Raw genomic sequence first — 26,577 nt, 5'->3', positions numbered from 1 at the left:
ATTGGGCGTTCAAATGGGGCTTTGTGTCAACATATTTGGCAAAAAAGCAGAAAAAAACCACATAAAGCCAATCAATCGCACACAATTCTTGCTTGGCGTCCTGTTACCTTGTGCGCTCGAAGTATGGCTGGAAAGGCGTTGTCTCATTTTGACGCCCTGCCAAAAGGCTCGAAATTCACACCAACGGATTCACAAAATAATACTATTTATCAATAGGATGGGTGGATATTCCCGGAATCTGGCTTGTCGATAATCGACAGTTTTCGCTCAGAATCTGTCGCTATGTACTGTTAGCGTTGCGACTCAAACTGGGGGAAAGCCATGCATGTGCTTGCATTCTTAGCAATTTGGGTGGCAATGTGGGGATATGTGGTACCATGTGAACTTACAGCATTGATGAAGCAAGGAAGATCCATGTGGTCGCACGAACGCCAACAACGGATTATGGATCTTCTTGAAAGCAATCAAAAGGTCTCGACCAAGGCGCTTTCGGCCACGTTGGGTGTTTCTCGGGAAACGATACGCCGCGACCTGAAGGACATGGAACAGAAGGGCGTTTTGCTGTGCGTGCACGGCGGTGCCAAGCCGATTAGTTCCATCATCGAACCCGAAGCCACCTTTGCCCAGCGGCAAGAGCAGTTCCACGATCAGAAGCAAGCAATTGGTCAATTGGCTTGCGATCTTATCCCACATAATTCCACATGTTTCATTGATGCGGGCACAACCACTCTAGCCTTTGCGCGCTCGCTGGCGGCGCGAGGGAACATTCGTGTCATCACCAATTCGCTGGAAATCTCGCAGATCATAAATAGGGGGCACAATTGCGATGTGCTCCTCTTGGGCGGGCGTCCACATAGCGATGTACCCGCCACCTATGGCGAAATGACACTGTCGGAGATAGATCGCTTCCTGGCGGATTTCGCAGTGATCTCGCCCACGGGGCTTCATCAAAACCGCGGGGCTACCGATTATGAGTTGCACGAAGCCGAGGTTGCCCGGGCCATGATGCGGCGTGCGCGGGCTTGCATGATGCTGTGCAATTCCGACAAGATAGGCGCCGAAAGCCGCGTCAGCATTTGCCGGTTAGACGAGGTCGATCATCTTGTGACCGACACATTGCCGGGCGGACAAGACATTATCCTGCCGCGCGGCACAGTTCATCGCGCAAATTTGGAGAACGTCACTTCTCCGGTTTGATTTGCCGCCAAGTCGTGAGCGACGGGATCACAGGCTGTTACGTGGTAGATGCGCCGGTCCCGGGTGTGCTGGGAACTGAGGGGCGGCAGCGGTGTTGATATAGTTTCGCGCGGTAATGGCCTGCCAAATTCGGACATCTACTCAATCTGGCTGAATTTTCCCGGTGATAAAGGGTCGTTTCTTGAGATAATGGAGTACACTGGCACTGTGGAACGGCAGGTGTCTGCGGTGAATGAACCCGGTTTGCAGGAATCCATCAGCATGGTGCTGCGTTCGGGAGGCAGTCGTGGCCGCCAACCCACCAACTTTGGCATTCAGGATCGACCTTACTTGATCGTCTATTTCCGCGATCCAGAGGGCGACATCTTAGAATTGGAACAATCGGCAAACTATGAGAAAGCGGCCATTTGATCTGAAAATACCAAAGGCCGCAAAATTCCGCATTGTTCCAGTTCGTGGACTGCGCATCGAAGGTCTGTTGCCCCCGTAGTCCGTTCCACTTGCACCCTCCGGCCCATGTCCTCGATCTTCAGGCCAGATCGGTCTTCGCAAAATCGTTTCCCTTGTAGAGCAGGGGCGCATGGAATGCCTTTGCGGCTGCGTAGGCCAGTGCGTCACCCATGTTGAGTTGGGCAGGGTGCCCGGCCACCTTTCCAAACTTCTTCAAGGCGGCAATTGCTGCCGTGCCCATGCTCTCGGTAAGGTGCATCTCCCGAGCGCCGAGCGACTCGAGCAGCTCTGTCACAAGTTCACTCGCTTTATCGAAGTGTGCCTCGCTCATGTGTGTCGCCCCGTCCGCGTCTCTCAGGTTCCGCGCTGTTCCGAGCGTCGTTTCCACCCGCACAACTGGCGAGATCATCAATTTGCCTCGGGCCTGTTCCATCGCCTTGAGCATCGCCGGAGCTTCCGGCTCATTCAGTAGGACGGCGCACAGCGCGCTGGCGTCAATGAACATCAATCGCCACCCCACAGCTCGTCCATAAACGGTTTATCGTCGCTTTCGCGGGGCTTAAGCCCGGCTTCGGCTGCCTTCCGCTGCACCTTCGCAACGCGCGCAGCCAGGGTTTCTTGCTTCTCCAAGGCAGCTATACTGTTGAGCAGGGCAGTGCGAACAGCTTCGGTTTTCGTCTTTGCGCCGGAGGCCACAAGGTAGCGGTCCACCAGTCTATCAACGTCTGGGTCTTTGATGTAGAGGGCCATGAGAATATCCTTTCAGGATATATAGTATTGCTGAAAAGCATATCCTTCAAGTGTTGTTGTAGGGCTACATTTTTCAAATGAAGGTGAAGTATTCAGGCAAATCCTGATCGTTCGCTGACGCGCCCGCTCAGGACCGGGTCCTAGTCGATCGTCGGCTGCACCGACCCGAGCCAGCTGCCCTGCCTCTCCCTTTGCCCAAAATGCGCCGCCCTCTATCTCGTCCCGAGCCAGCGGTTCGACGCGGGCGAATGGTCGGGGCAGGGCGTCCGTCTCTGCCCTTCGGGTGACGGGCGTCCCTCGTTTCACTCGGCCTTTTGCGGTGCCCAGGATCGAGCGCGCGGGTTTTCCGCTCTTTCATCTTCTCTACAATATCTTGGGGAGCGCCGTAGGCGCAGGGGGCAGACAGCCCCAGGGCCGTGATGGCGGCGGACTTGCCAGACATTACCACAGGTCGCCTCGCTGTCCTGCGCAATATTGGCCGCGTCCAGCTCGTTGCCTGCAAGGCCCTGCCTCGTCCCCTTGGCTGGGCGGGGTGGAAAGCCCGCACCAAGAAGGTTTGGAGATCCCCGCGCTTGCGCGGCGATCACACTGGCAGGGGGGATTCGGGGCTTGCCCGAACGCCCCCTGCATCCCAGGGCCGCGCCTTTGGCGCGTCCGTCTAGGGGACCGCCGGTCCCCCACCGCAACAAGAAAATGCTGCGCATCCTGCGGGGCCGTGTCCTCGCCTTCGGCTGCGGGCCGCACCACCCCCTTGTCTGCTTGATTTTCCCATTGCGGCGGTTCCCCCCCGGCCCTCGCCGGGAGGCAGGATTTCAGGAGAGGGGCGCGCTTCGCGCTTCCTCGCCAGAAACCCCGCCCCAATTTTCGGCACCAGACCGATAGGGCATCACCACAAGGAGGCCAGACATGGCTGACAAATTCGATCTTTACGCCCACGTCACCGACAGCATCATTGCCAGCATCGAAGCAGGCACACCTGCGTGGCGCAAGCCGTGGACCGGCGAGAAGGGCGGCGCACCGTTCCCACTGCGCAGCAACGGCGAAGCATATTCCGGGATCAACGTCTTGATGCTGTGGCTGGCCGCGGATGACAAGGGTTATCGCGCCGCCCACTGGTTCACCTACAAACAGGCGAAGGAAGCAGGGGGACGAGTTCGCAAAGGCGAAAAGTCTTCCACTGTTGTAAAATATGGCACCTTTGACCGCACAGACGAAGAAACCGGCGAAGACCGCCGCCTGCCTTATCTGAAGGCTTATCGGGTTTTCAATGCGGAGCAGATCGACGACTTGCCCGCAGAATATTACGGCGCCCCTGCCGAACCGGCCCGCGATCTGGGGACCGAAGCCAACCCGGAGCTTGACGCCTTCTTTGTAGCGACCGGTGCAGAAATCCGTACCACGGACGAACCGCAGGCATATTACAGCCCCGCCCAGGACTTCATTCACATGCCGCCGATTGCGACTTTCCACGACGCGGCAGGCTACTATCAAACTCTTGCCCACGAGGCGACGCACTGGACAGGGCACAAGACCCGCCTTGCCCGCTTTTCACGGTTTGCCGACCGCAAGCCCTATGCGTTCGAGGAACTGATTGCGGAGATCGGAAATTGCATGGTTTGCGCCCGCCTTGGCCTGATCCCTGATTTTGGGCAATCCGGCGCATATATCAAGAGCTGGTTGTGCGCCCTCAAGGACGACAAGCGGCTTATTTTCAAGGCTGCGCGCGAAGCTCAAAAGGCAACCGATTTTTTGGTCAAGGGTGAGAGTGTGGAAGCAGAAAGGGCCGCAGCATGAGCGGCCGTATCGCTCTGCCCCGCGCCTGATTTTCGGGCGGGCCTTTCAGCCCGCCCATTCTCACATTATTCTGATCTGGAAGGGATTTTCGACATGATGAACGACTTCTATCTTCGCGCCTATTTAGCCGGCCATTCGGGGCAAACCATGCCTCGCTTGGTCCGTCGTCTCATTGCGGGAACCGAGCTTCACCGTGCCTGGCTACTCGGGGCCATGGGATTTTTCGAGCAGGGCGGTATTCGCTACGGTCCTGCTAACCCTTACAGTGTGGCGGCCGATACGCCGGAAAGGACCTAACATGACCTTGCCAGCCAAAGTTCACGCAATCTGGGAATCGGCGGAGTTGCTGATTGCTTTTCACAAAAACAAGAAACGGCAGAAGCGCGACGAACCTTTCCTATGGCGCCCAAAGGAGGCGTTTGCGCGTCTTCTGGCAAAGCCCGAAGACCAAGAGGCGTTTGTGATGTTGAAGGGCGTGGATGATGTCGAGGATGTTCAGATCAAATTGCACCCTGACAAAGTGGTGGTGCGCCGCGATCAGCCATTGGGATGGTCGGGCATCGTCATCGAAGAGCACTCTGTCAGAGTTTTAGTTGATAACGACTGGATTGAAATCAAGCATGACGGAAGTGTCGTGGTTAGCCGTGATATGGAGACAACATATTTGGAAGGTGATGGGTCGATCATCAAAATCAATCCAGATGCCGAGATCATGGTGTCAGGCGATGGGCGGCGCATGAGCCGTCGCACCGACGATCAGATTGACGCCTTTACGGAGGACGGTTTTGTCTCTCGGAAGAAGTAACCGGATAAACTCCGCTGATGCAGGAGAGCAGGACAATGAAAAAAATAGTAGTAGCAAATAACAAGGGCGGCGTCGGCAAGACCACGATTGCAAGCCAGATTGTATTTTCACTTGCGGGCAGGGGGCATTCGGTCATCGCTGTTGACTTGGACAGTCAGCGGAATCTTACCAGCTCGTTTGAACATTGCCTGGTGATTGGTGATGCGCTGGACATGGTGTTGGATGCCAAGCCATTCAAAGCCGGTCTGGGCGCGGGCGAAATCAACGTAATCGCGGGCCATAAGGATTTGCAGGCGCAAAACACCGATGACGTGATGGTCAATGTGAGCAGCGCGCTTAGCAATAGCAATGGTGCCGACTTCTGCGTTATCGACACGCCGCCGAGCTTTGGTGATGTGGTGTACGGCGCACTTCTGGGAGCTGATTACCTTCTGGTTCCTATTGAGCTGAAAAAATACTCTCTGGATGGAATTGAAATGGCCCTTGAGGCGTTTATCGCAGCTCAGGCCGTCAATGATGATCTGCAACTTCTGGGTTTCCTGCCGTCGCGCTTCGATGCGGTAAAGCAGGTGGAGCGTGACGCTTTGGCCGCAGTGGCGGCAGAGTTCGAGCAAGTTGTGATCCGCCATCAAATTCGCAACCGTGTGGCCTATGTGGTGGCGCAGGAGGATGGTGTGCCTCTTTCAGAGATAAAGACGAAGAGCGGCAAGGGCGCGCAAGAAGAGTTCGGGGCGTTCTTTGACTGGCTCTATGGCAAGGTGAACGGAGGCGCATGATATGGCAAGGAATCTAACAAGTACGCTGGATAAACTGGCGGCGGCGGGAAAGCTCGACAGCATCAACAACAAGAAGAAACCTGTTGCAGGTGACGGGCAGGCCGAAATCAAGCTGACTTTGATCGAATCCGATCCAGAGCAGCCGCGCCGCACGTTCGATCAGGGAAAGTTGCGATCCCTAAGCGACAACATCAAGATACACGGCATTTTGCAGCCGATTACAGTTCAGCCTGCCAATGATGACGGGAAGCACCTTATTATCATGGGTGAGCGCCGCTGGCGGGCTGCGAAGCTCGCAGGGTTGAAAAGTATCCCGGCATTTGTGAAGGAGGCCACTTCGCAGCTCCGAGCTATCCAGATCACGGAGAACGTACAGCGCGCCGACCTGACGACAATGGAAATCGCGGTGGCCGTTGAGCAGATGAAAAAGGATGGGATGACACGGCCTCAAATCGCGGAATCTCTTGGATGGAGCCAATCGGCTATTTCCAGGTTCGCGGCTGTGGTGAAGATGCCGGAAGAATTGCAGGAGCTGGCACAGCAAAACGTGCCGGTGTTGGCGCTTTCGGATTTGAATGCTCAGTGGAAAAAAGACGAAGCCGCCGCCCGCGACTTCATACAGGCAACACCGGCAGAGGACGTAAGCCGCGTAACGGTTGCAGCTCTTCGCAACGCGATTGAGGCGGGGCAGGGGCCGCAGAATGCGCCTGCTGAACCGCCCAAGACCAATTTGGAGCCGGTTTTGTCGGCCTTGACCAGTGCAGCGGACGCCGACACAGATAAAGGCGCGCGCAAATCGCCAACTGGTCAGGTGGCTATTCTTTGCCAGCAAGGCGACAAAATAGGCCGCATCCTGACTGATCGTAAGGCGAAAACGAATAAGGCTCTTCTGGTGAGCTTTGAGAATGGCGAACGAATTGAAGAGGTCGCGCTTACAGACATTGTGCTGTTTGAGGTGACCGAATTGTGAGGTGAAACTATGGCTGTGCTACGATTTATGATCTGAAATACAATGATACTGATCCGTCGCCGGGTTCAGTTTATCATGCGCGTGTTCATGTTCCTGTCACTGGGCGCGGCCATTGGTGCGTTTGTTGTGATCTTCACGGGAACGGGCAACGAGCGGCTCGACGATAACCTGCCACTCGTTGCCAAGCTCTTGGCCCCGATCATCTTGGCTGGCACCTACTTTATGTGGAGCGGTGTTTCATATCTCTACGCTAGCGCCGTGTTCCGGCTGACCCCGGAAGGTCGTTCCCGTGACGCTCTTCGACTAAGACCAAGACTGCGCGCGGCGTGTGGGGAAACTCACGCGCCGTTTGTGTTTTTGGGCACCGTATAGTCCGGGCAAGCCCCCTCTTCACCTTCGCAAACTATCCTCGGGGTCCGGGACAGATGTGCAAAAGTGCTCTGGGAGCACAAATCCGGTAGTGAAGTGTTCTAATGCAGGATAGGCTAAGCGCCAGCAATGGGACACAAATTGTCATGCCTCAGAAATCCGAAGTCGCCAAAACCCGTATTTCGCCCACCAGCAAGGCCCGCTTTGAGGCGGTCGCTGCAGGGCACGGTTTGTCTCCTTCGGAGTTTCTTCGGCAATTGATTGAAACGGTTTCAGAGGACGCGGAAGTTTCCGAGACGAGGCAGACCAAAGCGAAAAGAGAGGGCAAGCTGACCGTGCGTGTCGGGAAAGATGTTAGGGCGAAGATCGAGCGCGAAGCCAAAAGCCAGGGTGTCCCACCCTCAACTTGGGCTGCGCGCATTCTGACAGCCCGAACGCAGGCAGCACCGCAACCCGTCAAAGGTGAGCGCAAAGCAATCCGTTGGGGTTTCCGGCAGCTTCGAGGCGCGACGACAAACCTGAACCAAATAGCCACCGCTATGAACCGGGACGTTTTCACCGGGGGACGCTATGCGCCGAAACGGCAGGAGCTGCACGAGTTGCGCAATACGGTTGATGGCCTTCGGGAGCTGCTGAGATTGTACGCGGCGGGACGTTTGGAATTTCAGTTGGGCGAAGAGCTGAGCCATGAGTGATTTTAAATCCGAGTTTGGCTTTCAAGACTGTTGGACCCAGCCCGGACGCCCGCGCACTGTTCGTTCTCCGGCAGCAGGGTATTTTACGACTGGTAAGAAGTCGGACTTGGGCGGCGCGGAAAAAGCGGAGGCAGGGACAGGCAGTCGCGGGACAACAATCAGCGCTGCCGACAAGGCCCGCCTCTCGCGGGTTGTCAATAAAGTGCCCGAGGTCATGGTTAAGGTTTCCCGGCCTGCGAAAACTGACAAGAACGGCAACACCATCACTGTAAACAGACGTACTGAGGGAGCCAGGGTCAGCGCTCATATCGACTATATCAGCAGGAACGGCCAACTAGACGTTGAGACCAGCGACGGCGTGATCCTTACCGGCAAAGCAGCAACCGCAGGTTTGTACCGTGACTGGATGCAGCGCCATGATGATGATCGTGCCAACGGCGATGCGACAGACCGCACCCGGATCACAACGAGCATATTTTTTTCAATGCCGGGGAACACCAACGCCACGGCCGTAAAGGACGCGGTTCGCGATTTGGCGCAGCAAGAGTTTGGCGGACGTCATGATTATGTGATGGCCTTGCACACTGACACAAAGCACCCGCATGTTCATTTTACGGTTCGCACCGTTGGGCATGATGGTGTGAAGCTGAATCTTCGCAAAGCCGACTTACAGCTCTTGCGGGACACGTTTGCGGAAAAGCTACGGAAAAGAGGGATTGAGGCAGAATCGACACCCCGGCATGCGCGCGGCGTAACTCGACAGGGTGCGAAAACGCCAGTCTATAAAATGCGTCAGCGCGGCATAACCCCGTATGTTGATAAGGCAAAGCAACGGGAAGTGAAGCGCGACATGCAGGACAATGGGGGCCGTCTGCCTAGCCAGCCTTGGGACGGTGCGATTGTCGAGCGCCGCAATCGTGTGATGAGAACATATAGCGCTGCGGCGGCAGTTTTGGCGGAATCTCATGATCCAGACGATAGGGCGCTAGGGCGGGCCGTGGCGGCGTTTTCAGGGCGATTAACAGATGTGGCGACCGAACGGGCCGCAATGGTGCATAGCGCCTCTGTGGCCCGCTCTGAAATCCAACGCCAACCTTCCGTTGATCGTGGCCAAGGAAAAGACCGGCCAGATGACGAAAAACGGCCCGAGCGGGGGCGCGGACCGTTAAGGGAGCGTTGAGCTGAGTGAGACGGTCAAGTGCATGAGTCCTACCTGTCGAATGCTTCAGATTGCCTCAGTGTCGGTTATGCGCAGATAGCCGCCGGTGCAAAGTCACGGACCCAGCCGCAGGGCAACCAGCATGATCGGCCCAGTGGGATGTTGGTTGTGGAGCCGCGGCGCTTGACCCCGTCCGAATCCCACACCGAACCGCCAGACCAAGCCTGACGTTGAGGGCCGCGACCCCTCGCCCGGAATGGGCCTCCCCCGTTACCTGTTCCACCATTCCAACGTGCCGGGCCCACTACCCCGGCAGATCGGATGGGGGCATACGTCGATACCTTACCCATCCACGCGGCCTTCCACGTAATTCAGGCGGGTCGGCATCTGCATCATCACTTGCGAGGCCTGCTCAGGCTTCACTCACGTTACGGCCCGCTGGATTGCTCAACTGCCCTTGGCGGCCTTTGTCACGAGGCTTCGACACCGCCAGTTACCCAGCGAAATCGCTCGTCAGCTACCAGATCTATCGACAACTATCTGGGTGGATCCTTCCTCCACTGGTGAAACCCGCCATCGGCGCGCACTGAATTATTCGGGTTAGCTTCGTTCATGGACGCTCTCCTCTTAGCAGTGTTTCAACACCCGCTACTTTAGCACATTTTGATGCCGCCGGGGGGCGTCCACCCCATCGGATACGTAACACTTGACTCAGAGTTCCGTCAAAATTAGGTATTAAAAGCGTTTCGCTGAAAAGAACGCTGGTCTGTACTGCAGAACGAAATCTTGTTCCTAAAGAAATACTCAGGAGGATAGTCGATGACAGAAATCGAAGTGAGCGAGGGTGAAAAGGCCGCTCAGATATCTGAAATTTTACAGGGTGCGGTTGATCCCCACGTGCACAGTGGTCCGTCAATCGCGCCACGTGCTGTGGACCATCTGGATTTGGCGAAAACCTACTCCGATGCTGGATTTGCTGCTGTTGTTACCAAAGATCATGATTACTCGGGCGTTATGTGCGCCCAGTTGATCCGTGACCATCATCCAGAGTTAAAGACACGCATTTTTTCGGGGATTGCGCTGAACAATGTCATTGGCGGGTTTAATGTCTATGCTGTTGAACATACCGCCGCGATGGATGGTCGGATTGTCTGGCTGCCGACTTTGGCAGCGGAGAACCATCTGGAATGGGAAAAGACGTCTGGTTGGGAACACCCAGCGTCGACCCAGAAAATTCGCCCTGCGTCACCGATTCCCTTGTTCCAGGACGGCAAGTTACGGCCAGAGGTGTTGGATGTTCTCGATGTGATTGCCAAGACTGGTATGGCATTAGCGAGTGGGCACATCCATGTGTCTGAAACCAAAATAGTCTTTGCCGAAGCCAAACGGCGTGGAGTGGAGCGGTTGATCTTTACCCATCCCGAGGACATTGTCGGGGCCTCCTTTGAGGATACCAAGGAAATTGCCAAGTTGGGGGCATATGTAGAACACTCCCTAGGGTTTTTCATCGAGGGGTCGAAATTTCGCAACCGCTCTAACGAAGAGCTGCGCGAATTCATTGATTGCGTAGGTTTCGAGCGGACGATCCTGTGTTCAGATTTGGGTCAAGTAGGGACATTGTTACCCTTGGAGGGCTTAAGGCGCGGTGTGGCGACATGCTTGTCTCTTGGGTATTCGGATGCCGAAATTCACGCGATGGTGGCCACAAATGCGGGCGCGGTCATCGGACTGGATGACTAACTGCGCCGGGCCCGTACCGCAGGATTCAGCTGATCAATTTGCCCAGACGCAGATTGGTCAGCGCCATTCGCCCGGCAAATCCCCGATATATCCCAAAGCGTTCGAAATCTCCTGCGCTGCTGTGCCGACGGCCCTGACCTGCTTCTGAGAGGGGGGGGATCCGATGAACTGGGTCAGGCTGACGATCGCCAGGCTGCCCACCAACTCGCCAGAGGCACCCAGTATGGGGAAGGACAGAGCATTCAGCCCTATGGCTGCTTCATTCGGCGCGTCAGCCCAACCACGGGCACGGATCTCCTCAAGATGCTGGGTCAGCACGTCCATATCTGTAATCGAATAGGCCGTTTCGCGCACCAAAGGTTTTGACAGAATGCGGTTTCTGTTCTGCTCGGGCATGAAGGTCAGCGCCATTTTACCCTGTGCAGAGGTTGTGAAACCAAGAACCGATCCCGCGCGCACGCCAACTTCGACGGGCATTTTGCCGCCAAGCGTTGTCAGGATGCGTATTCCATCTTCCTCGATCTGGCCAAGGATGACAGCCTGTTCGGACGCATCGCGCAACGCGCGCATCGGTTGCGCGGCAACACTTGCGATGTCCGATGCATATGCCGCCGCGTTGCCCAACTCGATGAGACGCGACCCAAGCCGGTAGCGTTCTGTTGTCGGCGACTGAACGATGTAGCCTTGTTGCACCAATGTCTGGAGGTGGCGGTGAATCCTGCTTTTCGTCGTACCCAGAGACTCGGCCAAAGCGGTCACGCCCAAGTGGTTTCGTGCTTTCCCCAAGGTTTCAAGTATGGAGAGCGCTAAAACAACGCTTTGAATTCCTTCGGTTTTTTCGGACGAAATTTTTGGCATTTGAGATGACCTGTTTCTGACAATCGAGTGGGTTGACTTTAAGTGCTGACTCGCACAGTGTTCTGTAAAGAAGGATACTGTTTCGGTAGGCGATACGCAATAGGGAGTGAAAACAATCGAACAACATGACTTTCGCACAAAGTTTTTGGCGCGTGAAACGCTATATGGAACCTTCCTGAAGGTGCCTGCGACGATGCCTGCCGAAATCCTTGGAAGCATCGGATATGATTTCGTCGTGATCGACGAAGAGCATTCTCCCTTCAACCGAGAGACGACAGACCGGATTGTCTTGGCCTGCAAGGCCGCCGGGATTGCTTCAATAGTTCGGGTACAAAGCGCCGATCCTGCAAATATTCTATCGGTGCTGGACTGCGGTGCGGACGGGATTCTGGTGCCGCATGTGACCGATGCAGCAACGGCGCGCGCGATTGTTGCCGCCGGGCGGTATCATGGCGGCAAGCGCGGCTTCGCGCCAACAACGCGCGCGGGCGATTTCGGACGAGCAGGCCAAGCCGAGCATATGTCCACGCAGGACAAGCGCGTGACGATCATCGCAATGATCGAAGACCCCGAAGCCATAGAGAATATCGACGATATCGTTGCCGTGGATGGTTTGGACGGGGTGTTCATCGGGCGAGGCGATCTTGCCGCGGCATTTGCCAACTCCGCCGATCCGGGAGCCGAAGTTCGGGCTGCAACAAAAGCCGTTCATATCGCCGCGGGCAAAAACGGCCGCACAGTCGCCATTCTGCCCGGCACAGCAGAGGACGCAACCGCGCAAGCACAGGCAGGCTCAACCGCTTTTCTGATTTCTTCGGATCAGGGTTTTTTGAGAAAGGCAGCATTGCAGATGCACGAAGAGATCTCCCGCTCTGTTGTTCAAGTAAAGGGAAATTGAAAGATGTACGATAAATCCGACCCCCGCGCAGCGCTTGCGTCGAAACAAGGCGCCGCTGGCCCCAAAACAGGGTTGGTTGCGGAGCCTCAGGAAGCCTATTTTTATAAAGACGGTCCACAGATAGAAGATACAAACGGTAAGACGTGGCTGTTGCGGGGCAATAACTTTGTTCTGGCGTGGTCAGAGGCAAATGCAGGTGCGCAGTTTTCGCGCAGCCAGCAGACCGATGAATACGCGGTTATTCTTCCCGCCGCCGGGGCCGAAATCGAATGGAACGGGACCACAACGCAGGTGCCGGGTTGGTCCGTTGCATTTGTACCCGCTGGTGACAGCACGGTTACATTAAAGGACGGGGGACAGGTGACACGCCTGTTCACAACAAAAGCCACAGATCTGGCCGAGCAATGCGCAAATGCGCGCGGCTATGATGTCCCCAGGGCTCATATTCCTGCACTGGAGGCATGGCCAGACCCTGTTGGTGGCTGGAAGGTCAGGCACTACAGCCTTGATGTCCCTCAGCAAGACGGGCGGTTTGGACGAATTTTCCGCTGCACAACGATGATGGTCAATGTGTTGGACCCCTTTATGGGACCGCGGGATTCCACCAAAATGTCGCCGCATCACCATGACGACTTCGAGCAATGCTCATTGGCGATCAAGGGAGAGTTCAGCCACCATTTACGTTGGCCGTGGACCACAGACATGGCGGACTGGCGGGACGATATGACCGTCACGATGCGGTCACCATCTGCTTTGGTCATCCCTCCGCCGGTTGTTCACACGACGCGGGCTGTTGGTTCTGCAGAGAACCAGCTTGTTGATATTTTCTGTCCCCCGCGCGTCGATTTCTCTGAAAAACCGGGGTGGGTGTTGAATGCAGATGACTATCCAATGCCGACCTGACCGCCCATTGCGAAGTTAAAATAGGCGACAGCGTCTGTCTAATAAAACGGGGAGGAGACCCAAATGATCAACAGAAGAAAACTTCTGCAAGCCACTACCGCCTTTGGCGCGACACTGGCCATGCCAAGCATTGCGCGTGCCAAAGGCAAGATGATCCGAATGGCGCATGCGTCCAACGAAATCCATCCTGGGCACATACTGGCAGCCAGTTTCAAAGACGCTCTGGCGGATGTGCTGCCGGGTGCGTTCAACGTCCAGATTTTTCCGAACCGTCAATTGGGCGATGACAAGCAAAACCTTGAATCCACCGTGGCTGGCACTTTGGAAATGGCCATGGTTTCGGGTGTGTTGATACCCTTGGTCACTGGACGCCCGGCATATGATGCATGGCAATTGCCGTTTCTCGTGAAGGACTATGACCATTTTGAAAAGCTGGCCCTCAGCCCGATAGGCCGCAAGCTTCAGGATGATCTGGAACCCGCGGGAATTATCGGACTCGCGACCGCTGATATCGGCCAGCGGCATTTCCTTTCGGTGAATTCCCAAGTGCGCAATGTCGCGGATATGAAGGGTTTGAAGACACGCATTGTGCCAGTTCCACTGCACAAGGCCATCTGGGAGCAGCTGGGTACCGCACCGGTCGGCCTGCCTTACGGCGAAGTTTACGGCGCTCTGGAAACAGGTGTCATTGATGCCGTGGAAATCAACGTATCTTCGATGCTGGGCGAAAACCTTTGGGAGATCGGGAAAAACTTTACGTTGACCGGCCACTACCCCTGGCATGCCTCGAACGTGGTCTCGACAGGCTTCTGGAACACGCTTGCGGATGAGGAAAAAGAGGCCCTGCGCGAAGCGGGCCGCAGGTCGGTTTCTGCCACCTTGGGATATGCGAAAGAGCAGGATCTCGCAGGGCGGGACGAACTGCAGGAGAAAGGTGTCGAGATCATCGAACTCGATAATCTCGCCGAAATGCAGGAAACAGTTGCGCCACTGACCGCGCAATGGGCTGAAAAAGATCCATTGATAGCGGAATTCGTCGAAACTGCGCATAGCTTGGTTTGAAACTGCGGCTGCGCCTTCATCCGGAACGCGCAGCCTCCACACTCTAGGTAAAAGTGCGCTATGAAATTGCCCTCACCCCTGTCGAGACTGGTCTCAGCATACATCACGACTCTGCGGTTTGTCGCGGGGACCAGTATGGCGATCATCGTGCTGGTCATGATTGCACAAGTGTGGTCCCGCTACGTTATGGGCGGGTCGCTCATCTGGGCCGAAGAACTGTGCCGCTATCTGTTGATGTGGCAGACATTTCTTGTTCTCGGCCTCGCTTATTCAAAAGGGGAGTTCGTGGCCATCGACTTCCTGCCGTCGCATCTTTCTGCGCGGGGGAAATGGGTGTTGAAGGCAATTTGCGCCATACCGATCATCGTTTTCCTGGCCTTGATCACAATGTATGGCGCGGAATACGCATCGCGCTTTTCCAATCAGACAATTCCCGCCTTGGACTTCATCTGGGGATCGCTGTTCGGACACCCGTTGGGGCTGCACATTGGCTATATCTACATCTCGGTTTCTGTCGGGTGCGCTTTGATGATCCTGCATGTCGCAGCGGATGTTGTGACAAGTTTCGGACCCCAGATGCGCAGCGCGCATCAAAACGGACTGGATGAGTCCAACAACACAACCGAAATTGGAGGTCGGCAAGGCTGATGGGTGCTTTTTTTGTTATATTCGCAGGCCTGCTGACCAGCGGCATTCCGATTGCTTTGACGCTCGGAATCGCGGGAACTGCGTATCTGTACCTCTCTGGCAACGGCATGATGGCTCTCATGTTGCCGCAGCGCATGATGGCGGGGATCGACCAGTTTGTTCTGCTCACAATCCCGTTGTTTCTGCTGGCGGGCGCATTGATGAATGTGGGTGGCGTTACCGACCGCATCGTGCATTTCGCACGCGCAATGGTCGGGCACCGGCGCGGGGGCATGTCCTCCGTATCAATCCTGTCCTCCGGCTTTTTTGCCGGCATCTCGGGCAGTGCCACGGCGGAAGCTTCGGCGCTCGGCTCGATCCTGATCCCAACGATGAGCAAACAGGGTATGCCCACGGCCTATGCCGCGGCACTGATTGCTGTGTCCTCGGTGATGGGACCGATTATTCCGCCCTCGATCACGATGATTATCTATGGCGTGTTGTCAGGCACGTCGATCGGGCAACTGTTCCTTGCAGGGGTGGTTCCGGGGATCGGCATCGCCACAGGATTGTTGCTCTACGCCTCGTGGCGGGCAAAGCGCGATGGCTTTCCTGTGACGGAACGGATGGTCGGTCGAGACCGCTGGAAGGCGACTATTCGGACATTGCCTGCCTTGCTTCTGCCTGCGATCATTCTGGTGGGGATCAAGACGGGTGTTTTCACACCGACCGAAGCCGCGGCCGTGGCGGTTGCCTATGCACTTTTGATCGGGTTCATCTACCGCGACCTGAACTTCCGCCGCTTGTGGGAATCTCTGATTGCCACCACCCTGGTTTCGGCGTCGATTTTGTTCATCACCTCGATGGCTTCTATCGTGTCGTTTGTGTTCACATTGGAACAAGTGCCGCAACATATCGCGGATTTGGTTCTGACGATTACGGATGAGCCGCTGCTCATTCTTCTGCTGCTCAATATCTTCCTGCTTTTGCTGGGCATGTTCCTGGAACCGATTTCGATCCTGATCCTGACCATGCCGATCCTCTTGAAGTTTCAGGCACTGATCGACATGGACCCGGTTCAGTTCGGCACGGTGGTTGTGTTGAATGTCGTCATCGGGATGGCAACGCCGCCCGTCGGAATTTTGCTGTTTATCACCTCGGCGATATCTGGCGAACCTGTCACCAAGGTCATTCGTGAAGCGGTACCCCTGATAGGGATATGTCTCGCTATCCTTGCGCTGATCGCGCTGGTCCCGACCCTGTCCCTGTTTTTACCCAAAATGTTGTTCTGAGGTTTCCTATGCCACGTAAAGTCATCATCACCTGTGCCGTCACGGGGGCGATCCACACACCCTCCATGTCGCCCTATTTGCCAGTCACCCCGTCAGAAATTGCGGACGCGGCTGTAGAAGCGGCCGAGGCAGGCGCCGCGATTGTTCATCTTCATGCGCGCGATCCGGAAACGGGTCAGCCAGACCAATCGCCACAGGCCTACGAGCGGTTTCTGGGTATCATCAAACAGCGGTCAAATGCAGTCATCAACCTGACCACGGGCGGCGCACCCACGATGAAAATCGAGGAAAGATTGCTTCCCGCGACCGTGTTCAAACCCGAAGTGGCATCCCTGAACATGGGATCCATGAATTTTGCGATTTTCCCGATCCTTGAAAAGCTGAAAGAGTTCAAACACGATTGGGAACAGTCCTACATCGAAGGATCGCGCGACCGCGTTTTCCGAAACACGTTTGCCGATATCGAAGGCATTCTGACCACGTGCGCCGACAATGGTACACGCTTCGAGATCGAATGCTACGACATCGGCCACCTCTATACGCTGGACCATTTCGTGCAACGCGGGTTGGTGACACCCCCCTTCTTTGTGCAATCGGTGTTCGGCATCCTGGGGGGCATCGGCGCTCATTCCGAAGATGTATTGCACATGCGGCGCACCGCCGACCGTCTGTTCGGTGAGAGTTACTGCTGGTCTGTTCTCGGTGCGGGGCGGCATCAAATGCCCATAGCACTCCAGTCTATATTGCTTGGCGGGAACCTGCGTGTAGGCCTGGAGGACTCCCTTTATGCGGGCCGCGGCAAGTTGGCGAAAACCAACGCAGAACAGGTCAAGTTGGCCCGCGAATTGATCGAAAGTCTGGGGCTGGAGGTCGCAACACCGGATGAGGCGCGTGAAATCTTGAACCTCAAGGGCAGTGATAAAGTGGATTTTTAACTATGACTAATTCGCGTAATATTCTGATTGTTGTGGCTCACCCCGAGCCGAAGTCATTCAATCACGCAATGGCAGACGCTGCGGCCCAATCGTTGAAACAGGTGGGGCATTCGGTCACTATATCCGATCTGTGTGGAGAGGGGTTTCGCGCCGACATAGGCCGCCACGATATGACGACAGTATCAGACAGCGAGCGTTTTCACATTCAAGCCGAGCAGACAGAAGCAACACGCCAAAACGCATTTGCGTCTGAGATTGCCCGCGAACAGGCACGAGTCGCCGAGGCCGATAATATCATATTGCAGTTCCCTTTGTGGTGGGGTGGCCCGCCTGCAATTTTAAAAGGCTGGATTGACCGCGTCCTCGCCTACGGTTTTGGCTATGTGGATGGTCGTCGCTTTGACAGCGGAGTATTTCAAGGGCGGCGGGCCATGCTGAGTGTTACAACTGGCGGCACGCCAGCCCGGTTTGCTCAAGATGGCGTTTATGGCCCGATTGGCGGGATTTTGATGCCGCTGGAAAAGTTGGCTCTGGAATACATGGGTTTTGATGTGGGGCCTGCATATGTCGCGTACGGAGTGCCGCGGTCAGACGACGATGAGCGAAAAGCTCATCTTACTTCATTTGCCTCCACGGCACTGGCCCTTGCAAATCAAAACGTGACGCGGACAGACGCGTATCGCACTGCGCTAAATGCAGCGCCCGATGAGGCATGGAGCCGCCTCAGTTGAACACCTGAACGGAAAAGGAAACAGGCTATGAACGGCACGCGATCACTTACTGGAAAAGTAGCTTTGGTGACTGGCGGCTCGCGCGGGATCGGGGCTGAGGTTGCGCGTCGATTGGCGTCGGATGGTGCGGAGGTCGTGATTGCGTATCGTAGCGATAAAGCATCTGCCCAAAATGTTGTTGAAGTTTTGATCGCTGCGGGTGCCAAGGCACATGCGTTTTTGGCTGATATTGCGATTCCAGAAGACTGTGAGAAATTGATTGGCGACTGTATCAAGGCATGCGGTCGCCTCGATATCCTAGTGAACGCAGCGGGGGTTGCGGCCTACCATCCGTTGGATCAGGTCGATGCGGATCATTTTCACGCCATGTTTAACACCAATGTTCTGGGAGCCTTGTCACTTACCCGCGCTTTTGCTGCGGTTATGGATGGCCCGGGTCAGATCATCCATTTTGCATCGCGGCTGGCCGAGACTCCGATGCCCAACACATCCGTCTATGCCGCATCCAAAGCTGCCGTATCTGCGATGACGCTGGCATTAAGTCAGGAATTGGGGCCGCGCGGTATTACCATAAATGCCATCGCGCCGGGATTGATCGAAACTGACATGACCGCCGCCGCAGTTAGCGCGCGCGGTGAGGCGATGCGAAACACTACCCCACTGCGCAGAATTGGGCAGCCAAAAGATATCAGTGGGATCGTTTCATTCTTGGCCTCTGACGATGCCCGATGGATTACGGGCAAAACGATACGTGCCGATGGCGGGTTATTGTAGCCGTCATTGAGTTGACCCGCACAATTGGATCTAACCTTGTAATAGCACAATCCAAAACGGTGAGTGCTCTGATATTCTCCAAGGCGCTGACGTGATCGTATTGTCACATTAACGGGCCAGAGATTGCCGGTGTAGCGACGTCGGCAGTATCTAGAAAATCACATCGCTGATCCTACCGGCGCCAGTCGTTCAGTTGCTTAATGTCAACTGACGGCCGATTGTGTTGAAAAACTCGGGTGAGCTCGAAAAGGCCCGAATCTTCAGAACGAATGTTCTCATAAGTGATGATAACACCCAGTCAGAGCGTCAAACCTGACCGTCGGCAGAACGAAATTCTGGTCCGAGGCCTTTACTCGCAGGTGGATGGAGTTTTTCAACACAATCGGCCCAAACCTGCCGTTCAGCCATCCCCGGTCATGCTGCGGTGCGGCCCGTCAGAGCGGATGGTGTGGATAGCTCCTGCTCCAACCGGCGTCGCAATGCGCCATACTGCAGTTGTTATTGACTGCTTATGAGAGGAGCTACCCAATGCAGGTTACAACTGTCGGCCTCGATTTGGCCAAGAATATCTTTCAGGTCCACGGCGTGAGTGAGAATGGCGAAGTCGCTTTCAACCAAGCTTTGCGACGCGCGCAATTGCTCGCATTCTTTGAAAAACTGCCGCCTTGTCTGGTTGGCATGGAGGCTTGTGGTTCCAGCCATTATTGGGCGCGAGAGCTGAGCAAGTTAGGGCACGATGTGCGTCTGATCCCAGCGATGTATGTGAAGCCCTATGTGAAGCGGGGGAAATCCGATGCGGTCGACGCTGCTGCCATCTGCGAGGCGGTGACGCGTCCGACGATGCGGTTTGTCGCGATCAAATCGGAAGAACAGCAAGGCGTCCTGTTTCTTCACCGTGCCCGCGATCTGATCGTTCGGCAAAGAACCCAGCTGAGCAATATGCTGCGCGGCCTATTGGCTGAGTTCGGCATCGTGATTGCGCAGGGGATCGGCAGCGCAGTCAAGTTCGCGAAGGGTGTGCTTGATGGCGACAAGCCAGGCATTCCAGAAGTTGCTATTGATGTGCTCGGCAACCTCAGCAATCAGCTTGTTGCCCTGCACCTTCGCGTCCGTTGGTACGAAATGCGAATGCGCCTCCAGGCGAGGCAGGACCCCCATGTGATGTTGCTACGCACAATCCCCGGCGTCGGGCCAGTGACGGCGTCGGCGATCGTCGCAACAGCCGGAGACGCCAGCCAGTTCAGGAACGGTCGCGAATTTGCCGCCTGGCTGGGCCTGACACCGCTCAACCGGTCAAGTGGCGGCAAGGAAAGGCTTGGACGCATCTCAAAGATGGGGGACCAATATATCAGGCGTTTACTCGTCACGGGAATGACCTCGCGACTGAGGCAGATGAAGACACACCCGGAACGCGTGGACCCGTGGGCGCGAGCTCTGCTTGAACGCAAACCAGTCCGCCTTGCCACCGTGGCAATGGCGAACAAGACAGCGCGGATCATTTGGGCTGTCTTGACCAAGAACGAATACTACAGAGCGCACACTGCCTAAACTGAGGAGAACAGAACACATGAGACAGCAAGACCATTGAAATGATGGAGCACAGTCAGCCCGTCAGCCAAGACACCCCGTCGAATGTCAGGGACACCCTATTGTCCGAAAAGCGGTTTGGGACTTGGTTTGCGGAAACCATCAGGGCCAGCGGCCGCGTGCGCCGCGCAAACAGGCCGGACACACGTCTGCTTCTGACCAGTGCAAATCAGCTTCAAATATGTCTTGCTTTGCAGCAGCTATCCACACAGGCCATTCGCTGCAACTGCAAAATCTGCGAGGGCCGAATTCACACATTACGGGCAAAGCTGCCGTAAGGCCTTGCAAGAACAAAGTCCGTTTTCTTCCAGTGGATATGTTTCGAAATCTCTCTTAGTGTTTGCGTCGAAACGCAAAATTGGAATCTCGATGAACAGCCCAAAAGATCATGCAGAGGAAAACATCTACGATCCGGCATTTGTCGCAAACTTGTTTGATCGCTGCTCATCAAACTATAGACGTTGGAGCGCTGTCAGTTCTTTCGGTTTCATTTGGCTTTGGCGCCGCCAATGCGTAGGGCGTCTTGCCTATTCAAGAAAAATTGACGCGGTTGCTGTGGATTTGATGGCTGGGACGGGAGAAGTATGGCCTCACCTTTTGCGCCGGTTTCCTGATCTGAGTACGATCACTGCGCTGGATATCTCGCATCATATGCACTTAGATGCCGTGGGTCGCTTACACGGCAAGTATGCGGAAAGGATCACACATTTGGAAGCGGACGCGCTGCAAATGGACCTGCCCGCCAACTGCGCTGATCTCGTGATTTCCACCTTTGGACTCAAAACATTTGATCAGGATCAGCAATCGGTCTTGGCCAATCAGATTGCGCGCATTTTGAGACCTGGCGGTAGCTTTTCTCTGATCGAGGCATCTGACCCAAAAGGATGGGCGCTGCGACCACTTTACCGGTTTTACCTTGATCGCATTTTACCTCAGATAGAGCGGTGGTTCTTGAAAGGTGCGAACGACTTCAGCATGATTGGAACATACACCCGCAACTTTGGCAGCAGTGCCCATATGGCTGATGCTCTGCGCCAAGCTGGTCTGTCAGTGACGCTGGAAAAGCACTTCTTTGGGTGCGCGACGAGCGTAGCCGGTCATAAGCCCGACACTGCGACAATAGAAAGGCTTCAGCCAAAGCCGCTATTCGCTGACTTGCAGAAATAGCTGCACATTGGGCTCGACGCAGCCTTACGGCAGTGCAACCTGTCCCCGCTGCCCGTCCGAGTCAGCCATCGACGTGTTCGGCCCTTACCGGCTATCCACCCGCTGCTAGAATATTGCGATGCAGCTTCACCAGACCGGCCATTGGTGCATAGCGCAGCATTCTCAGATGGTGAATGACGGCAGAGGGGGACCAAGTGGCCATTCTGTGGTATCCTCCCCTCAGCGTCGGATCAATTCGTGTGCGGTGCAGGGGACGCTGTCGCTTTCCAAGGGCAGTTCCCTTAATGTCCTCCATCCGCTCGCATCAAACTGAGGGAAAAAAGCGTTTGCACGTTCGACAGCAAGATCGACTTCGGTGATCAACAGTCGATCAGCAAGGCCAAGCATCTCACGATAGATATATTCACCCCCGATGCCATAGATCCTCATGTGACCTTGCGCGTAGGCCAGCGCGATTGCGTCCTCCACCGTGGGCACGACATGCTCTGCCAGGCTGCGATCGCGCGACACCACGATATTCAATCTGCCCTTCAACGGTTTGACCGGCAGGCTTTGCCAGGTATTGCGGCCCATGATGATAGCACCGCCCAAGGTTTCGCGTTGAAAGAGCCTTAGGTCGGATGGCACGTGCCATGGGATCTGGTTGGCCCGTCCGATCGCGCCGTTCCGGGCCCGAGCAACGATCAGGGTGATCATATTGCCACCGGCGCCTTAATCGCCGGCGCTGGATCGTAGCCCGTGAACTCGAAGTCGTCGTATCGAAAGTCGAAGATTGATGCGACCTGCCGCGCGATCCGAACGTTCGGGAGGGCTCGAGGGTCGCGCGACAGTTGGGTCTCGACCTGATCCAGATGGTTCAGATAGATGTGTGCATCGCCGATCGTGTGGATAAAATCTCCCGCAACATGGCCCGTCACATGGGCAAGCATATGCGTGAGCAGTGCATATGAGGCGATGTTGAATGGCACCCCAAGGAACATGTCGGCCGAGCGCTGGTAGAGTTGGAGATGCAGCTTTCCGTCGAGCACGCGGACCTGCCAAAGCGTGTGGCAGGGCGGCAGGGCCATTCGGTCGATGTCACCTGGATTCCAGGCGGAGACGATCAGCCTTCGTGAGTCCGGGGTTCGTGAGATGCCCTCGATAAGGGCGGATATCTGGTCGACACTTCCCACCACCACGCGCCCATCCGCCTCACGGACGACTGGAAAACGACGCCACTGGTGTCCATAGACCGGACCCAGGTCGCCGTCGGCGTCGGCCCATTCGTCCCAGATCGATACGCCGTTCTTCTGCAGCGTGCGAACGTTGGTGTCTCCCGACAGGAACCAGAGAAGCTCATGCACGATGGAGCGAAGATGGAGTTTCTTGGTTGTGACCAGAGGGAAGCCGTCAGCAAGCGCGTAGCGGCATTGCATCCCGAAGTGGGAGATGGTTCCTGTTCCGGTCCGATCCGAGGAGCGGACCCCCAGATCCCTTACTGTCCTTAGCGCGGTTAGATACGTATGCATTGCCTGCCCCTTGGCTTGGTCACTTCGCCTAGACTTATGGCCTTTTACGGGCTCGATCCAGCTGCCTGACCATCTACATGGCTTTGCCCGACGAGTGTACCCTGCGACTGGCAGCAATGGCTTCAAGCCGATTTGCGGCGGTGCAGCATGCTGATTTACACCCTACCGGCAGCACTGCGGGACAAAGCCGCCGTTGTCCATCAACCAAGATAGCTCACCCATCCCCTAAATGTGAACGCGGCATAGAACAGCTGGATATCCATAAATCCGGCCTGCGCGAGAAGGGCTTGGTCTTCCTGCGGCGATAGGATCGGCAGGCGCGCCTTCAGGGTCTCCACGCTCTTTTCCGCTTGTCCAAGGGACATCCCGTGGGAGGCCATCAAGGCCGCGTTGCGGCGCAGCCAGAGATCCCGTTCTTGCCCGTGCGGCACACTATGATTCATTACCACAAGTGGCGCACCCGGGCGCAGGCGACGGGCGATCTGCCTCAGCGTGTGCAGGCGCTCCTCCTGCGGTAGGAAGTGAAGGGTCAAAAGGCAGGTCGCGCCATCGAAGAGGCCCAGTGATGCGTCATCGATATAACCCTTAGTGAACGTTACGCGGTCGATCATGTCGCCCAGCGTCTGGCAGGCCTGATCGATCATTTCAGCCGAAGGATCGACGCCGTCGAAACGCCAGTCCGGCTGCATGTCCGCGAAGGCGCGCAGTTCGAGGCCCCCACCGGCCCCCAGCACCAGCACCCGGCCGGACGGCGGCACCCGTTCCGCCAGCAGGAGCCCCGCCATACGGTAGACATCATCCAGGCCGGGGACGTGGCGCGCAGCCCGTGCCGCATATCCGGCGGTGTCTTGGCTGAAGGCATGATGGGTCAGCCCATGCTGCGTCATGACATCGTCTCCGGCCAGACCAGCGAGCGATGCATTTGCATGCCAGCCAGTGCGCCGTCGCCAACAGCGAAGGAAACCGCACCCGGAACGAAGGCCACGTCGCCACAGGCGAAGACGCCGGGCACTGTCGTCTGCTTTGACGCATTCACAGCAATGTTGCGGCCCATCGGGTTCTCCGCGATCTCGCAGCCCAAGTCCGAGGGAAGGCTGCTGGATGGGGCGATCGTCGTCGCGACGAACAGTCCCGCAAAGGATAGGGCCCTGCCGTCGGTCAGTTGCACGTCCGCGTCGCCCTCGATGGCATGAATTGACGTGTCCTCGACGGTGATGCCCTTGCGCTCCAATCCATCCCGCCCCTCGGGCTCCAGCATCAAGGCACCGTTGGTTAGCAGAGTGGCCTTACCCCACTCTGCCAGCAATTCCGCTTGATGCACCGACATCGGGCCTGTGGCGATGACACCGATGCGGCCCTGATCAAGCTCATAGCCATGGCAATAGGGACAGTGAAAGACGGACTGCCCCCAGCGCTCTGCCAGTCCCGTGATGTTTGGCAACTGGTCGGTCACCCCGGTCGCGAAAAGGACCCGTCGACCGCGATGGCTTTGCCCTTCGGCCGATGTGACGACAAAGGCATCCTGCTCCCCCGTGATCCCGGTGGCTTCGGACTCCAACCACGTCAGCGTCGGGTAGGCTTCCAGTTGGCGGCGGGCCGTGCTGGCGATAACAGCAGGATCGACGCCGTCCTGGCCCAGAAAGCCATGTGCGTGGCCGGCAAAGCGGTTGCGCCTTTGCCCGGCATCGATGACCAGGACCGACCTGCGCGCACGCAGAAGCTGGAGGGAAGCTGCCATGCCGGCGTAGCTTCCCCCGATGACGATGACATCGTGGATCATTCAGGGTTCTTTCTGGTTGCGCCGTGCGGCGTGCCGGACCGCAAAATCCGCGGCAAGATCGGCAAGGGTGACATTTTCGAAGCGCGCCAACAGCAAGGCCTCGGCTTCGGAAAAACTCTCGTCCAGCGCCGCGTTGACGGTCTGTTCGACCAGACACCCCGGAGCATCGTTGCGATTGCCGACTGCGAACAGTGCAGGCTCGCCCAAGGCGTCATGCAAATGCCGGAGCGAGACAGCCGACAGGTCCGCCGTGATCCGCCACCCGCCTGCATGTCCCCGGTCGGATGTCACGATCCCGGCCTCGCGCAGAAAGCCCATCGTGCGCCGGACAACCACCGGGTTGGTGCCAAGGCACTGCGCCAGATCGTCGGACGTCATGGGCCCCTCTCGCTCTGCCATGTGGAGGAGCGCGTGGAGGACCGAAGAAAGGCGGCTGTCACGCTTCATGTAACTTCAATAGTTATGATTCGATCTACTGTCAAGATGGGCGAGTTCTCACCGGCATAGAGGAGTAGATGTGGGTTCGAAGCCGACTTTCGGCACTGCGGCGAAGCAACCGAGATCATGACGGCTTAATCTGAAATTTCGGCCCTAACCTGCCATTCGCTTAATGACCTGTAGCTTCACGATTGTGTTGAAAAACTCCATCCACCTGCGAGTAAAGGCCTCGGACCAGAATTTCGTTCTGCCGACGGTCAGGTTTGACGCTCTGACTGGGTGTTATCATCACTTATGAGAACATTCGTTCTGAAGATTCGGGCCTTTTCGAGCTCACCCGAGTTTTTCAACACAATCTTCACCAAACCGGCCATTCGCTGCAGGCGCAAACTCACATGAGGCAAATGACGCAACTGCGGAGCTATTTTTTGCAAAGTGCTTCAGAGTTGCAAAAAGGGCGGCGCTAGATTGCCGCCGCCCCCCTTCGGTCATTGCGCGTTGGGAAAGAACAACTGCTCGCCACCGACCTGATACTCGGCGATGGCCTGCTGGCCAGCGTCGGAGACAAGCCAGTCAATGAATGCCTGTCCCTCTTGCGCTTTCACATGCGTATGGAGTTCAGGGTTTACAAGGATCACGCCATAGGGGTTGAACAGGACGGGATCGCCCTCGTAGGTGATGGTCAGATCACCGCGGTTCGAAAATGATAACCATGTGCCACGGTCGGTCAGTGCATAGGCCGGGACCTGGACTGCGGTATTCAGCGTGGCACCCATGCCGGACCCTGTTTCAAGATACCATGCGCCCTCGGGGGCGATATCTGCCGCTGACCACAACGCCAATTCTGCCTGATGCGTGCCACTGTCGTCGCCGCGCGATGCAAAAGACGCGCCAGCTTGCGCGATAGCAGTCATCGCATCCACTGCATTCTCTGCGGCATGGGTATCGGCGGGATCGCTGTCCGGCCCGACGATGACGAAGTCGTTATACATCACATCGAAACGCTCCACCCCGTAGCCTTCAGCGACGAATTGTTCCTCTGCGGGAAGTGCGTGAACAAAGACCACATCGACATCGCCGCGCCGTCCGGTTTCCAGCGCTTGACCCGTGCCCTGCGCCACCACGCGCACTTCGATGCCGGTCTCGTCCGTGAACATCGGCAGAATGTATCCGAAAAGTCCTGAATTCTCGGTCGATGTGGTGGAGGCGACAGTAATGAAGTCCTGCGCAAAGGCCGGAACAGCAACAATCGATCCGAGGCTGGATACGGCACATAGCAAGAGTGCCCGAGTGTTTGAAAGCATGTTGATCT

At 56.4% G+C, this 26,577-nt stretch carries 30 protein-coding genes; 21 read left to right on the top strand and 9 right to left on the bottom strand.

Annotated elements, in window-relative coordinates:
- Positions 1-414 precede the first annotated feature (414 nt).
- On the top strand, positions 415-1,197 hold the full coding sequence (locus SULPSESMR1_RS21720) for a DeoR/GlpR family DNA-binding transcription regulator (protein WP_089423152.1): 783 nt from the start codon (positions 415-417) through the stop codon (positions 1,195-1,197).
- 48 nt (positions 1,198-1,245) lie between these two features.
- Entirely contained in the window at positions 1,246-1,608 is a 363-nt protein-coding gene (locus SULPSESMR1_RS25625; protein WP_250161491.1) for a glyoxalase/bleomycin resistance/dioxygenase family protein, read from the top strand.
- A 118-nt stretch (positions 1,609-1,726) separates the two neighbouring features.
- Here SULPSESMR1_RS25625 and SULPSESMR1_RS21710 read toward each other — a convergent pair whose 3' ends face one another.
- Both SULPSESMR1_RS21710 and SULPSESMR1_RS21705 read right to left on the bottom strand, forming a co-directional pair.
- Complete coding sequence (locus SULPSESMR1_RS21710; RefSeq protein ID WP_089423150.1) at positions 1,727-2,152, bottom strand: type II toxin-antitoxin system VapC family toxin; 426 nt, start codon at positions 2,150-2,152, stop codon at positions 1,727-1,729.
- Entirely contained in the window at positions 2,152-2,397 is a 246-nt protein-coding gene (locus SULPSESMR1_RS21705; protein WP_089423149.1) for a type II toxin-antitoxin system VapB family antitoxin, read from the bottom strand. Before SULPSESMR1_RS21705 ends, SULPSESMR1_RS21710 begins: the two co-directional genes overlap by 1 nt.
- 906 nt (positions 2,398-3,303) lie before the next feature.
- Between SULPSESMR1_RS21705 and SULPSESMR1_RS21700 the strand changes: the two genes are divergently transcribed.
- The 9 genes from SULPSESMR1_RS21700 to SULPSESMR1_RS21660 all read left to right on the top strand — a co-directional run bounded on the left by SULPSESMR1_RS21700 (position 3,304) and on the right by SULPSESMR1_RS21660 (position 10,705).
- Positions 3,304-4,191 (top strand): ArdC family protein, encoded by an 888-nt coding sequence (locus tag SULPSESMR1_RS21700; protein ID WP_089423148.1) that lies wholly within the window; start codon positions 3,304-3,306, stop codon positions 4,189-4,191.
- 93 nt (positions 4,192-4,284) lie between these two features.
- The gene (locus tag SULPSESMR1_RS21695) at positions 4,285-4,488 is read left to right on the top strand and encodes a hypothetical protein (RefSeq protein ID WP_089423147.1); all 204 of its coding nucleotides are present in this window, start codon (positions 4,285-4,287) and stop codon (positions 4,486-4,488) included.
- A 1-nt stretch (position 4,489) separates the two neighbouring features.
- On the top strand, positions 4,490-4,996 hold the full coding sequence (locus SULPSESMR1_RS21690; RefSeq protein ID WP_089423146.1) for a hypothetical protein: 507 nt from the start codon (positions 4,490-4,492) through the stop codon (positions 4,994-4,996).
- A gap of 35 nt (positions 4,997-5,031) precedes the next feature.
- Positions 5,032-5,772, top strand: a complete 741-nt coding sequence (locus tag SULPSESMR1_RS21685; RefSeq protein WP_089423145.1) for a ParA family protein — start codon at positions 5,032-5,034, stop codon at positions 5,770-5,772.
- A gap of 1 nt (position 5,773) precedes the next feature.
- The gene (locus SULPSESMR1_RS21680) at positions 5,774-6,742 is read left to right on the top strand and encodes a ParB/RepB/Spo0J family partition protein (RefSeq protein ID WP_089423144.1); all 969 of its coding nucleotides are present in this window, start codon (positions 5,774-5,776) and stop codon (positions 6,740-6,742) included.
- Positions 6,743-6,784: 42 nt separating this feature from the next.
- Positions 6,785-7,114: a hypothetical protein gene (locus SULPSESMR1_RS21675; RefSeq protein ID WP_089423143.1), complete on the top strand. Its 330-nt coding sequence runs from the start codon at positions 6,785-6,787 to the stop codon at positions 7,112-7,114.
- Between the two features lie 143 nt (positions 7,115-7,257).
- Positions 7,258-7,806 carry a toxin-antitoxin system HicB family antitoxin gene (locus SULPSESMR1_RS21670; protein ID WP_250161490.1) on the top strand — a complete coding sequence of 183 codons (549 nt, stop codon included), beginning with the start codon at positions 7,258-7,260 and terminating at the stop codon, positions 7,804-7,806.
- Positions 7,799-8,986 (top strand): relaxase/mobilization nuclease domain-containing protein, encoded by a 1,188-nt coding sequence (locus SULPSESMR1_RS21665; protein WP_089423141.1) that lies wholly within the window; start codon positions 7,799-7,801, stop codon positions 8,984-8,986. Before SULPSESMR1_RS21670 ends, SULPSESMR1_RS21665 begins: the two co-directional genes overlap by 8 nt.
- Positions 8,987-9,784: 798 nt before the next feature.
- Complete coding sequence (locus SULPSESMR1_RS21660; protein WP_240311381.1) at positions 9,785-10,705, top strand: DUF6282 family protein; 921 nt, start codon at positions 9,785-9,787, stop codon at positions 10,703-10,705.
- 57 nt (positions 10,706-10,762) lie between these two features.
- Here the strand turns inward: SULPSESMR1_RS21660 and SULPSESMR1_RS21655 are convergent, their stop codons facing one another.
- A complete protein-coding gene (locus SULPSESMR1_RS21655) occupies positions 10,763-11,455 on the bottom strand; it encodes an IclR family transcriptional regulator (RefSeq protein ID WP_250161489.1) in 693 nt (230 codons plus the stop codon).
- Positions 11,456-11,669: 214 nt separating this feature from the next.
- Between SULPSESMR1_RS21655 and SULPSESMR1_RS21650 the strand changes: the two genes are divergently transcribed.
- The 10 genes from SULPSESMR1_RS21650 to SULPSESMR1_RS21600 all read left to right on the top strand — a co-directional run bounded on the left by SULPSESMR1_RS21650 (position 11,670) and on the right by SULPSESMR1_RS21600 (position 21,539).
- Positions 11,670-12,461 (top strand): HpcH/HpaI aldolase family protein, encoded by a 792-nt coding sequence (locus SULPSESMR1_RS21650; RefSeq protein WP_089423139.1) that lies wholly within the window; start codon positions 11,670-11,672, stop codon positions 12,459-12,461.
- A gap of 72 nt (positions 12,462-12,533) precedes the next feature.
- On the top strand, positions 12,534-13,364 hold the full coding sequence (locus SULPSESMR1_RS21645) for a hypothetical protein (protein WP_240311382.1): 831 nt from the start codon (positions 12,534-12,536) through the stop codon (positions 13,362-13,364).
- A 159-nt stretch (positions 13,365-13,523) separates the two neighbouring features.
- Complete coding sequence (locus SULPSESMR1_RS21640; RefSeq protein ID WP_157729090.1) at positions 13,524-14,426, top strand: TRAP transporter substrate-binding protein; 903 nt, start codon at positions 13,524-13,526, stop codon at positions 14,424-14,426.
- 135 nt (positions 14,427-14,561) lie between these two features.
- Positions 14,562-15,074: a TRAP transporter small permease gene (locus SULPSESMR1_RS21635; protein WP_157729089.1), complete on the top strand. Its 513-nt coding sequence runs from the start codon at positions 14,562-14,564 to the stop codon at positions 15,072-15,074.
- Entirely contained in the window at positions 15,074-16,345 is a 1,272-nt protein-coding gene (locus SULPSESMR1_RS21630) for a TRAP transporter large permease (protein WP_089423135.1), read from the top strand. Before SULPSESMR1_RS21635 ends, SULPSESMR1_RS21630 begins: the two co-directional genes overlap by 1 nt.
- A gap of 8 nt (positions 16,346-16,353) precedes the next feature.
- Positions 16,354-17,280: a 3-keto-5-aminohexanoate cleavage protein gene (locus tag SULPSESMR1_RS21625; RefSeq protein ID WP_089423134.1), complete on the top strand. Its 927-nt coding sequence runs from the start codon at positions 16,354-16,356 to the stop codon at positions 17,278-17,280.
- A gap of 2 nt (positions 17,281-17,282) precedes the next feature.
- Entirely contained in the window at positions 17,283-18,011 is a 729-nt protein-coding gene (locus tag SULPSESMR1_RS21620; protein ID WP_089423133.1) for an NAD(P)H-dependent oxidoreductase, read from the top strand.
- 27 nt (positions 18,012-18,038) lie between these two features.
- Entirely contained in the window at positions 18,039-18,785 is a 747-nt protein-coding gene (locus tag SULPSESMR1_RS21615) for an SDR family NAD(P)-dependent oxidoreductase (protein WP_089423132.1), read from the top strand.
- A 528-nt stretch (positions 18,786-19,313) separates the two neighbouring features.
- Positions 19,314-20,333 (top strand): IS110 family transposase, encoded by a 1,020-nt coding sequence (locus SULPSESMR1_RS21610; RefSeq protein ID WP_089423131.1) that lies wholly within the window; start codon positions 19,314-19,316, stop codon positions 20,331-20,333.
- A gap of 408 nt (positions 20,334-20,741) precedes the next feature.
- Complete coding sequence (locus SULPSESMR1_RS21600; RefSeq protein WP_089423251.1) at positions 20,742-21,539, top strand: class I SAM-dependent methyltransferase; 798 nt, start codon at positions 20,742-20,744, stop codon at positions 21,537-21,539.
- A gap of 219 nt (positions 21,540-21,758) precedes the next feature.
- Here SULPSESMR1_RS21600 and SULPSESMR1_RS21595 read toward each other — a convergent pair whose 3' ends face one another.
- The 6 genes from SULPSESMR1_RS21595 to SULPSESMR1_RS21570 form a co-directional block, all read right to left on the bottom strand.
- Positions 21,759-22,235 carry a dihydrofolate reductase gene (locus tag SULPSESMR1_RS21595; protein ID WP_089423129.1) on the bottom strand — a complete coding sequence of 159 codons (477 nt, stop codon included), beginning with the start codon at positions 22,233-22,235 and terminating at the stop codon, positions 21,759-21,761.
- Positions 22,232-23,047, bottom strand: a complete 816-nt coding sequence (locus tag SULPSESMR1_RS21590) for a thymidylate synthase (RefSeq protein WP_089423128.1) — start codon at positions 23,045-23,047, stop codon at positions 22,232-22,234. The genes SULPSESMR1_RS21595 and SULPSESMR1_RS21590 overlap by 4 nt, the downstream gene beginning before the upstream one ends.
- Positions 23,048-23,247: 200 nt before the next feature.
- The gene (locus SULPSESMR1_RS21585; RefSeq protein WP_089423127.1) at positions 23,248-23,934 is read right to left on the bottom strand and encodes a class I SAM-dependent methyltransferase; all 687 of its coding nucleotides are present in this window, start codon (positions 23,932-23,934) and stop codon (positions 23,248-23,250) included.
- The gene (locus tag SULPSESMR1_RS21580; protein WP_089423126.1) at positions 23,931-24,827 is read right to left on the bottom strand and encodes an NAD(P)/FAD-dependent oxidoreductase; all 897 of its coding nucleotides are present in this window, start codon (positions 24,825-24,827) and stop codon (positions 23,931-23,933) included. Before SULPSESMR1_RS21580 ends, SULPSESMR1_RS21585 begins: the two co-directional genes overlap by 4 nt.
- Positions 24,828-25,274, bottom strand: coding sequence for an RrF2 family transcriptional regulator (locus SULPSESMR1_RS21575; RefSeq protein WP_089423125.1), 447 nt, complete (start codon positions 25,272-25,274; stop codon positions 24,828-24,830).
- Positions 25,275-25,753: 479 nt separating this feature from the next.
- Entirely contained in the window at positions 25,754-26,569 is an 816-nt protein-coding gene (locus SULPSESMR1_RS21570; protein ID WP_089423124.1) for a substrate-binding domain-containing protein, read from the bottom strand.
- Positions 26,570-26,577: the final 8 nt, after the last annotated feature.

Origin of the sequence: Pseudosulfitobacter pseudonitzschiae (genome assembly GCF_002222635.1) — a bacterium.
Lineage (GTDB): Bacteria > Pseudomonadota > Alphaproteobacteria > Rhodobacterales > Rhodobacteraceae > Pseudosulfitobacter > Pseudosulfitobacter pseudonitzschiae_A.
This window is presented reverse-complemented; position numbering and strand designations above follow the sequence as displayed.

Coding starts and splice junctions, on each gene's coding strand:
- SULPSESMR1_RS21575 (WP_089423125.1), bottom strand. CDS start 25,274: ATGAAGCGTGACAGCCGCCTTTCTTCGGTCCTCCACGCGCTCCTCCAC.
- SULPSESMR1_RS21570 (WP_089423124.1), bottom strand. CDS start 26,569: ATGCTTTCAAACACTCGGGCACTCTTGCTATGTGCCGTATCCAGCCTC.
- SULPSESMR1_RS21595 (WP_089423129.1), bottom strand. CDS start 22,235: ATGATCACCCTGATCGTTGCTCGGGCCCGGAACGGCGCGATCGGACGG.
- SULPSESMR1_RS21700 (WP_089423148.1), top strand. CDS start 3,304: ATGGCTGACAAATTCGATCTTTACGCCCACGTCACCGACAGCATCATT.
- SULPSESMR1_RS21635 (WP_157729089.1), top strand. CDS start 14,562: ATGGCGATCATCGTGCTGGTCATGATTGCACAAGTGTGGTCCCGCTAC.
- SULPSESMR1_RS21720 (WP_089423152.1), top strand. CDS start 415: ATGTGGTCGCACGAACGCCAACAACGGATTATGGATCTTCTTGAAAGC.
- SULPSESMR1_RS21615 (WP_089423132.1), top strand. CDS start 18,039: ATGAACGGCACGCGATCACTTACTGGAAAAGTAGCTTTGGTGACTGGC.
- SULPSESMR1_RS21625 (WP_089423134.1), top strand. CDS start 16,354: ATGCCACGTAAAGTCATCATCACCTGTGCCGTCACGGGGGCGATCCAC.
- SULPSESMR1_RS21680 (WP_089423144.1), top strand. CDS start 5,774: ATGGCAAGGAATCTAACAAGTACGCTGGATAAACTGGCGGCGGCGGGA.
- SULPSESMR1_RS21695 (WP_089423147.1), top strand. CDS start 4,285: ATGATGAACGACTTCTATCTTCGCGCCTATTTAGCCGGCCATTCGGGG.
- SULPSESMR1_RS21685 (WP_089423145.1), top strand. CDS start 5,032: ATGAAAAAAATAGTAGTAGCAAATAACAAGGGCGGCGTCGGCAAGACC.
- SULPSESMR1_RS21620 (WP_089423133.1), top strand. CDS start 17,283: ATGACTAATTCGCGTAATATTCTGATTGTTGTGGCTCACCCCGAGCCG.
- SULPSESMR1_RS25625 (WP_250161491.1), top strand. CDS start 1,246: ATGCGCCGGTCCCGGGTGTGCTGGGAACTGAGGGGCGGCAGCGGTGTT.
- SULPSESMR1_RS21630 (WP_089423135.1), top strand. CDS start 15,074: ATGGGTGCTTTTTTTGTTATATTCGCAGGCCTGCTGACCAGCGGCATT.
- SULPSESMR1_RS21580 (WP_089423126.1), bottom strand. CDS start 24,827: ATGATCCACGATGTCATCGTCATCGGGGGAAGCTACGCCGGCATGGCA.
- SULPSESMR1_RS21705 (WP_089423149.1), bottom strand. CDS start 2,397: ATGGCCCTCTACATCAAAGACCCAGACGTTGATAGACTGGTGGACCGC.
- SULPSESMR1_RS21670 (WP_250161490.1), top strand. CDS start 7,258: ATGCCTCAGAAATCCGAAGTCGCCAAAACCCGTATTTCGCCCACCAGC.
- SULPSESMR1_RS21585 (WP_089423127.1), bottom strand. CDS start 23,934: ATGACGCAGCATGGGCTGACCCATCATGCCTTCAGCCAAGACACCGCC.
- SULPSESMR1_RS21660 (WP_240311381.1), top strand. CDS start 9,785: ATGACAGAAATCGAAGTGAGCGAGGGTGAAAAGGCCGCTCAGATATCT.
- SULPSESMR1_RS21710 (WP_089423150.1), bottom strand. CDS start 2,152: ATGTTCATTGACGCCAGCGCGCTGTGCGCCGTCCTACTGAATGAGCCG.
- SULPSESMR1_RS21690 (WP_089423146.1), top strand. CDS start 4,490: ATGACCTTGCCAGCCAAAGTTCACGCAATCTGGGAATCGGCGGAGTTG.
- SULPSESMR1_RS21675 (WP_089423143.1), top strand. CDS start 6,785: ATGATACTGATCCGTCGCCGGGTTCAGTTTATCATGCGCGTGTTCATG.
- SULPSESMR1_RS21610 (WP_089423131.1), top strand. CDS start 19,314: ATGCAGGTTACAACTGTCGGCCTCGATTTGGCCAAGAATATCTTTCAG.
- SULPSESMR1_RS21640 (WP_157729090.1), top strand. CDS start 13,524: ATGGCGCATGCGTCCAACGAAATCCATCCTGGGCACATACTGGCAGCC.
- SULPSESMR1_RS21590 (WP_089423128.1), bottom strand. CDS start 23,047: ATGCATACGTATCTAACCGCGCTAAGGACAGTAAGGGATCTGGGGGTC.
- SULPSESMR1_RS21665 (WP_089423141.1), top strand. CDS start 7,799: ATGAGTGATTTTAAATCCGAGTTTGGCTTTCAAGACTGTTGGACCCAG.
- SULPSESMR1_RS21600 (WP_089423251.1), top strand. CDS start 20,742: ATGAACAGCCCAAAAGATCATGCAGAGGAAAACATCTACGATCCGGCA.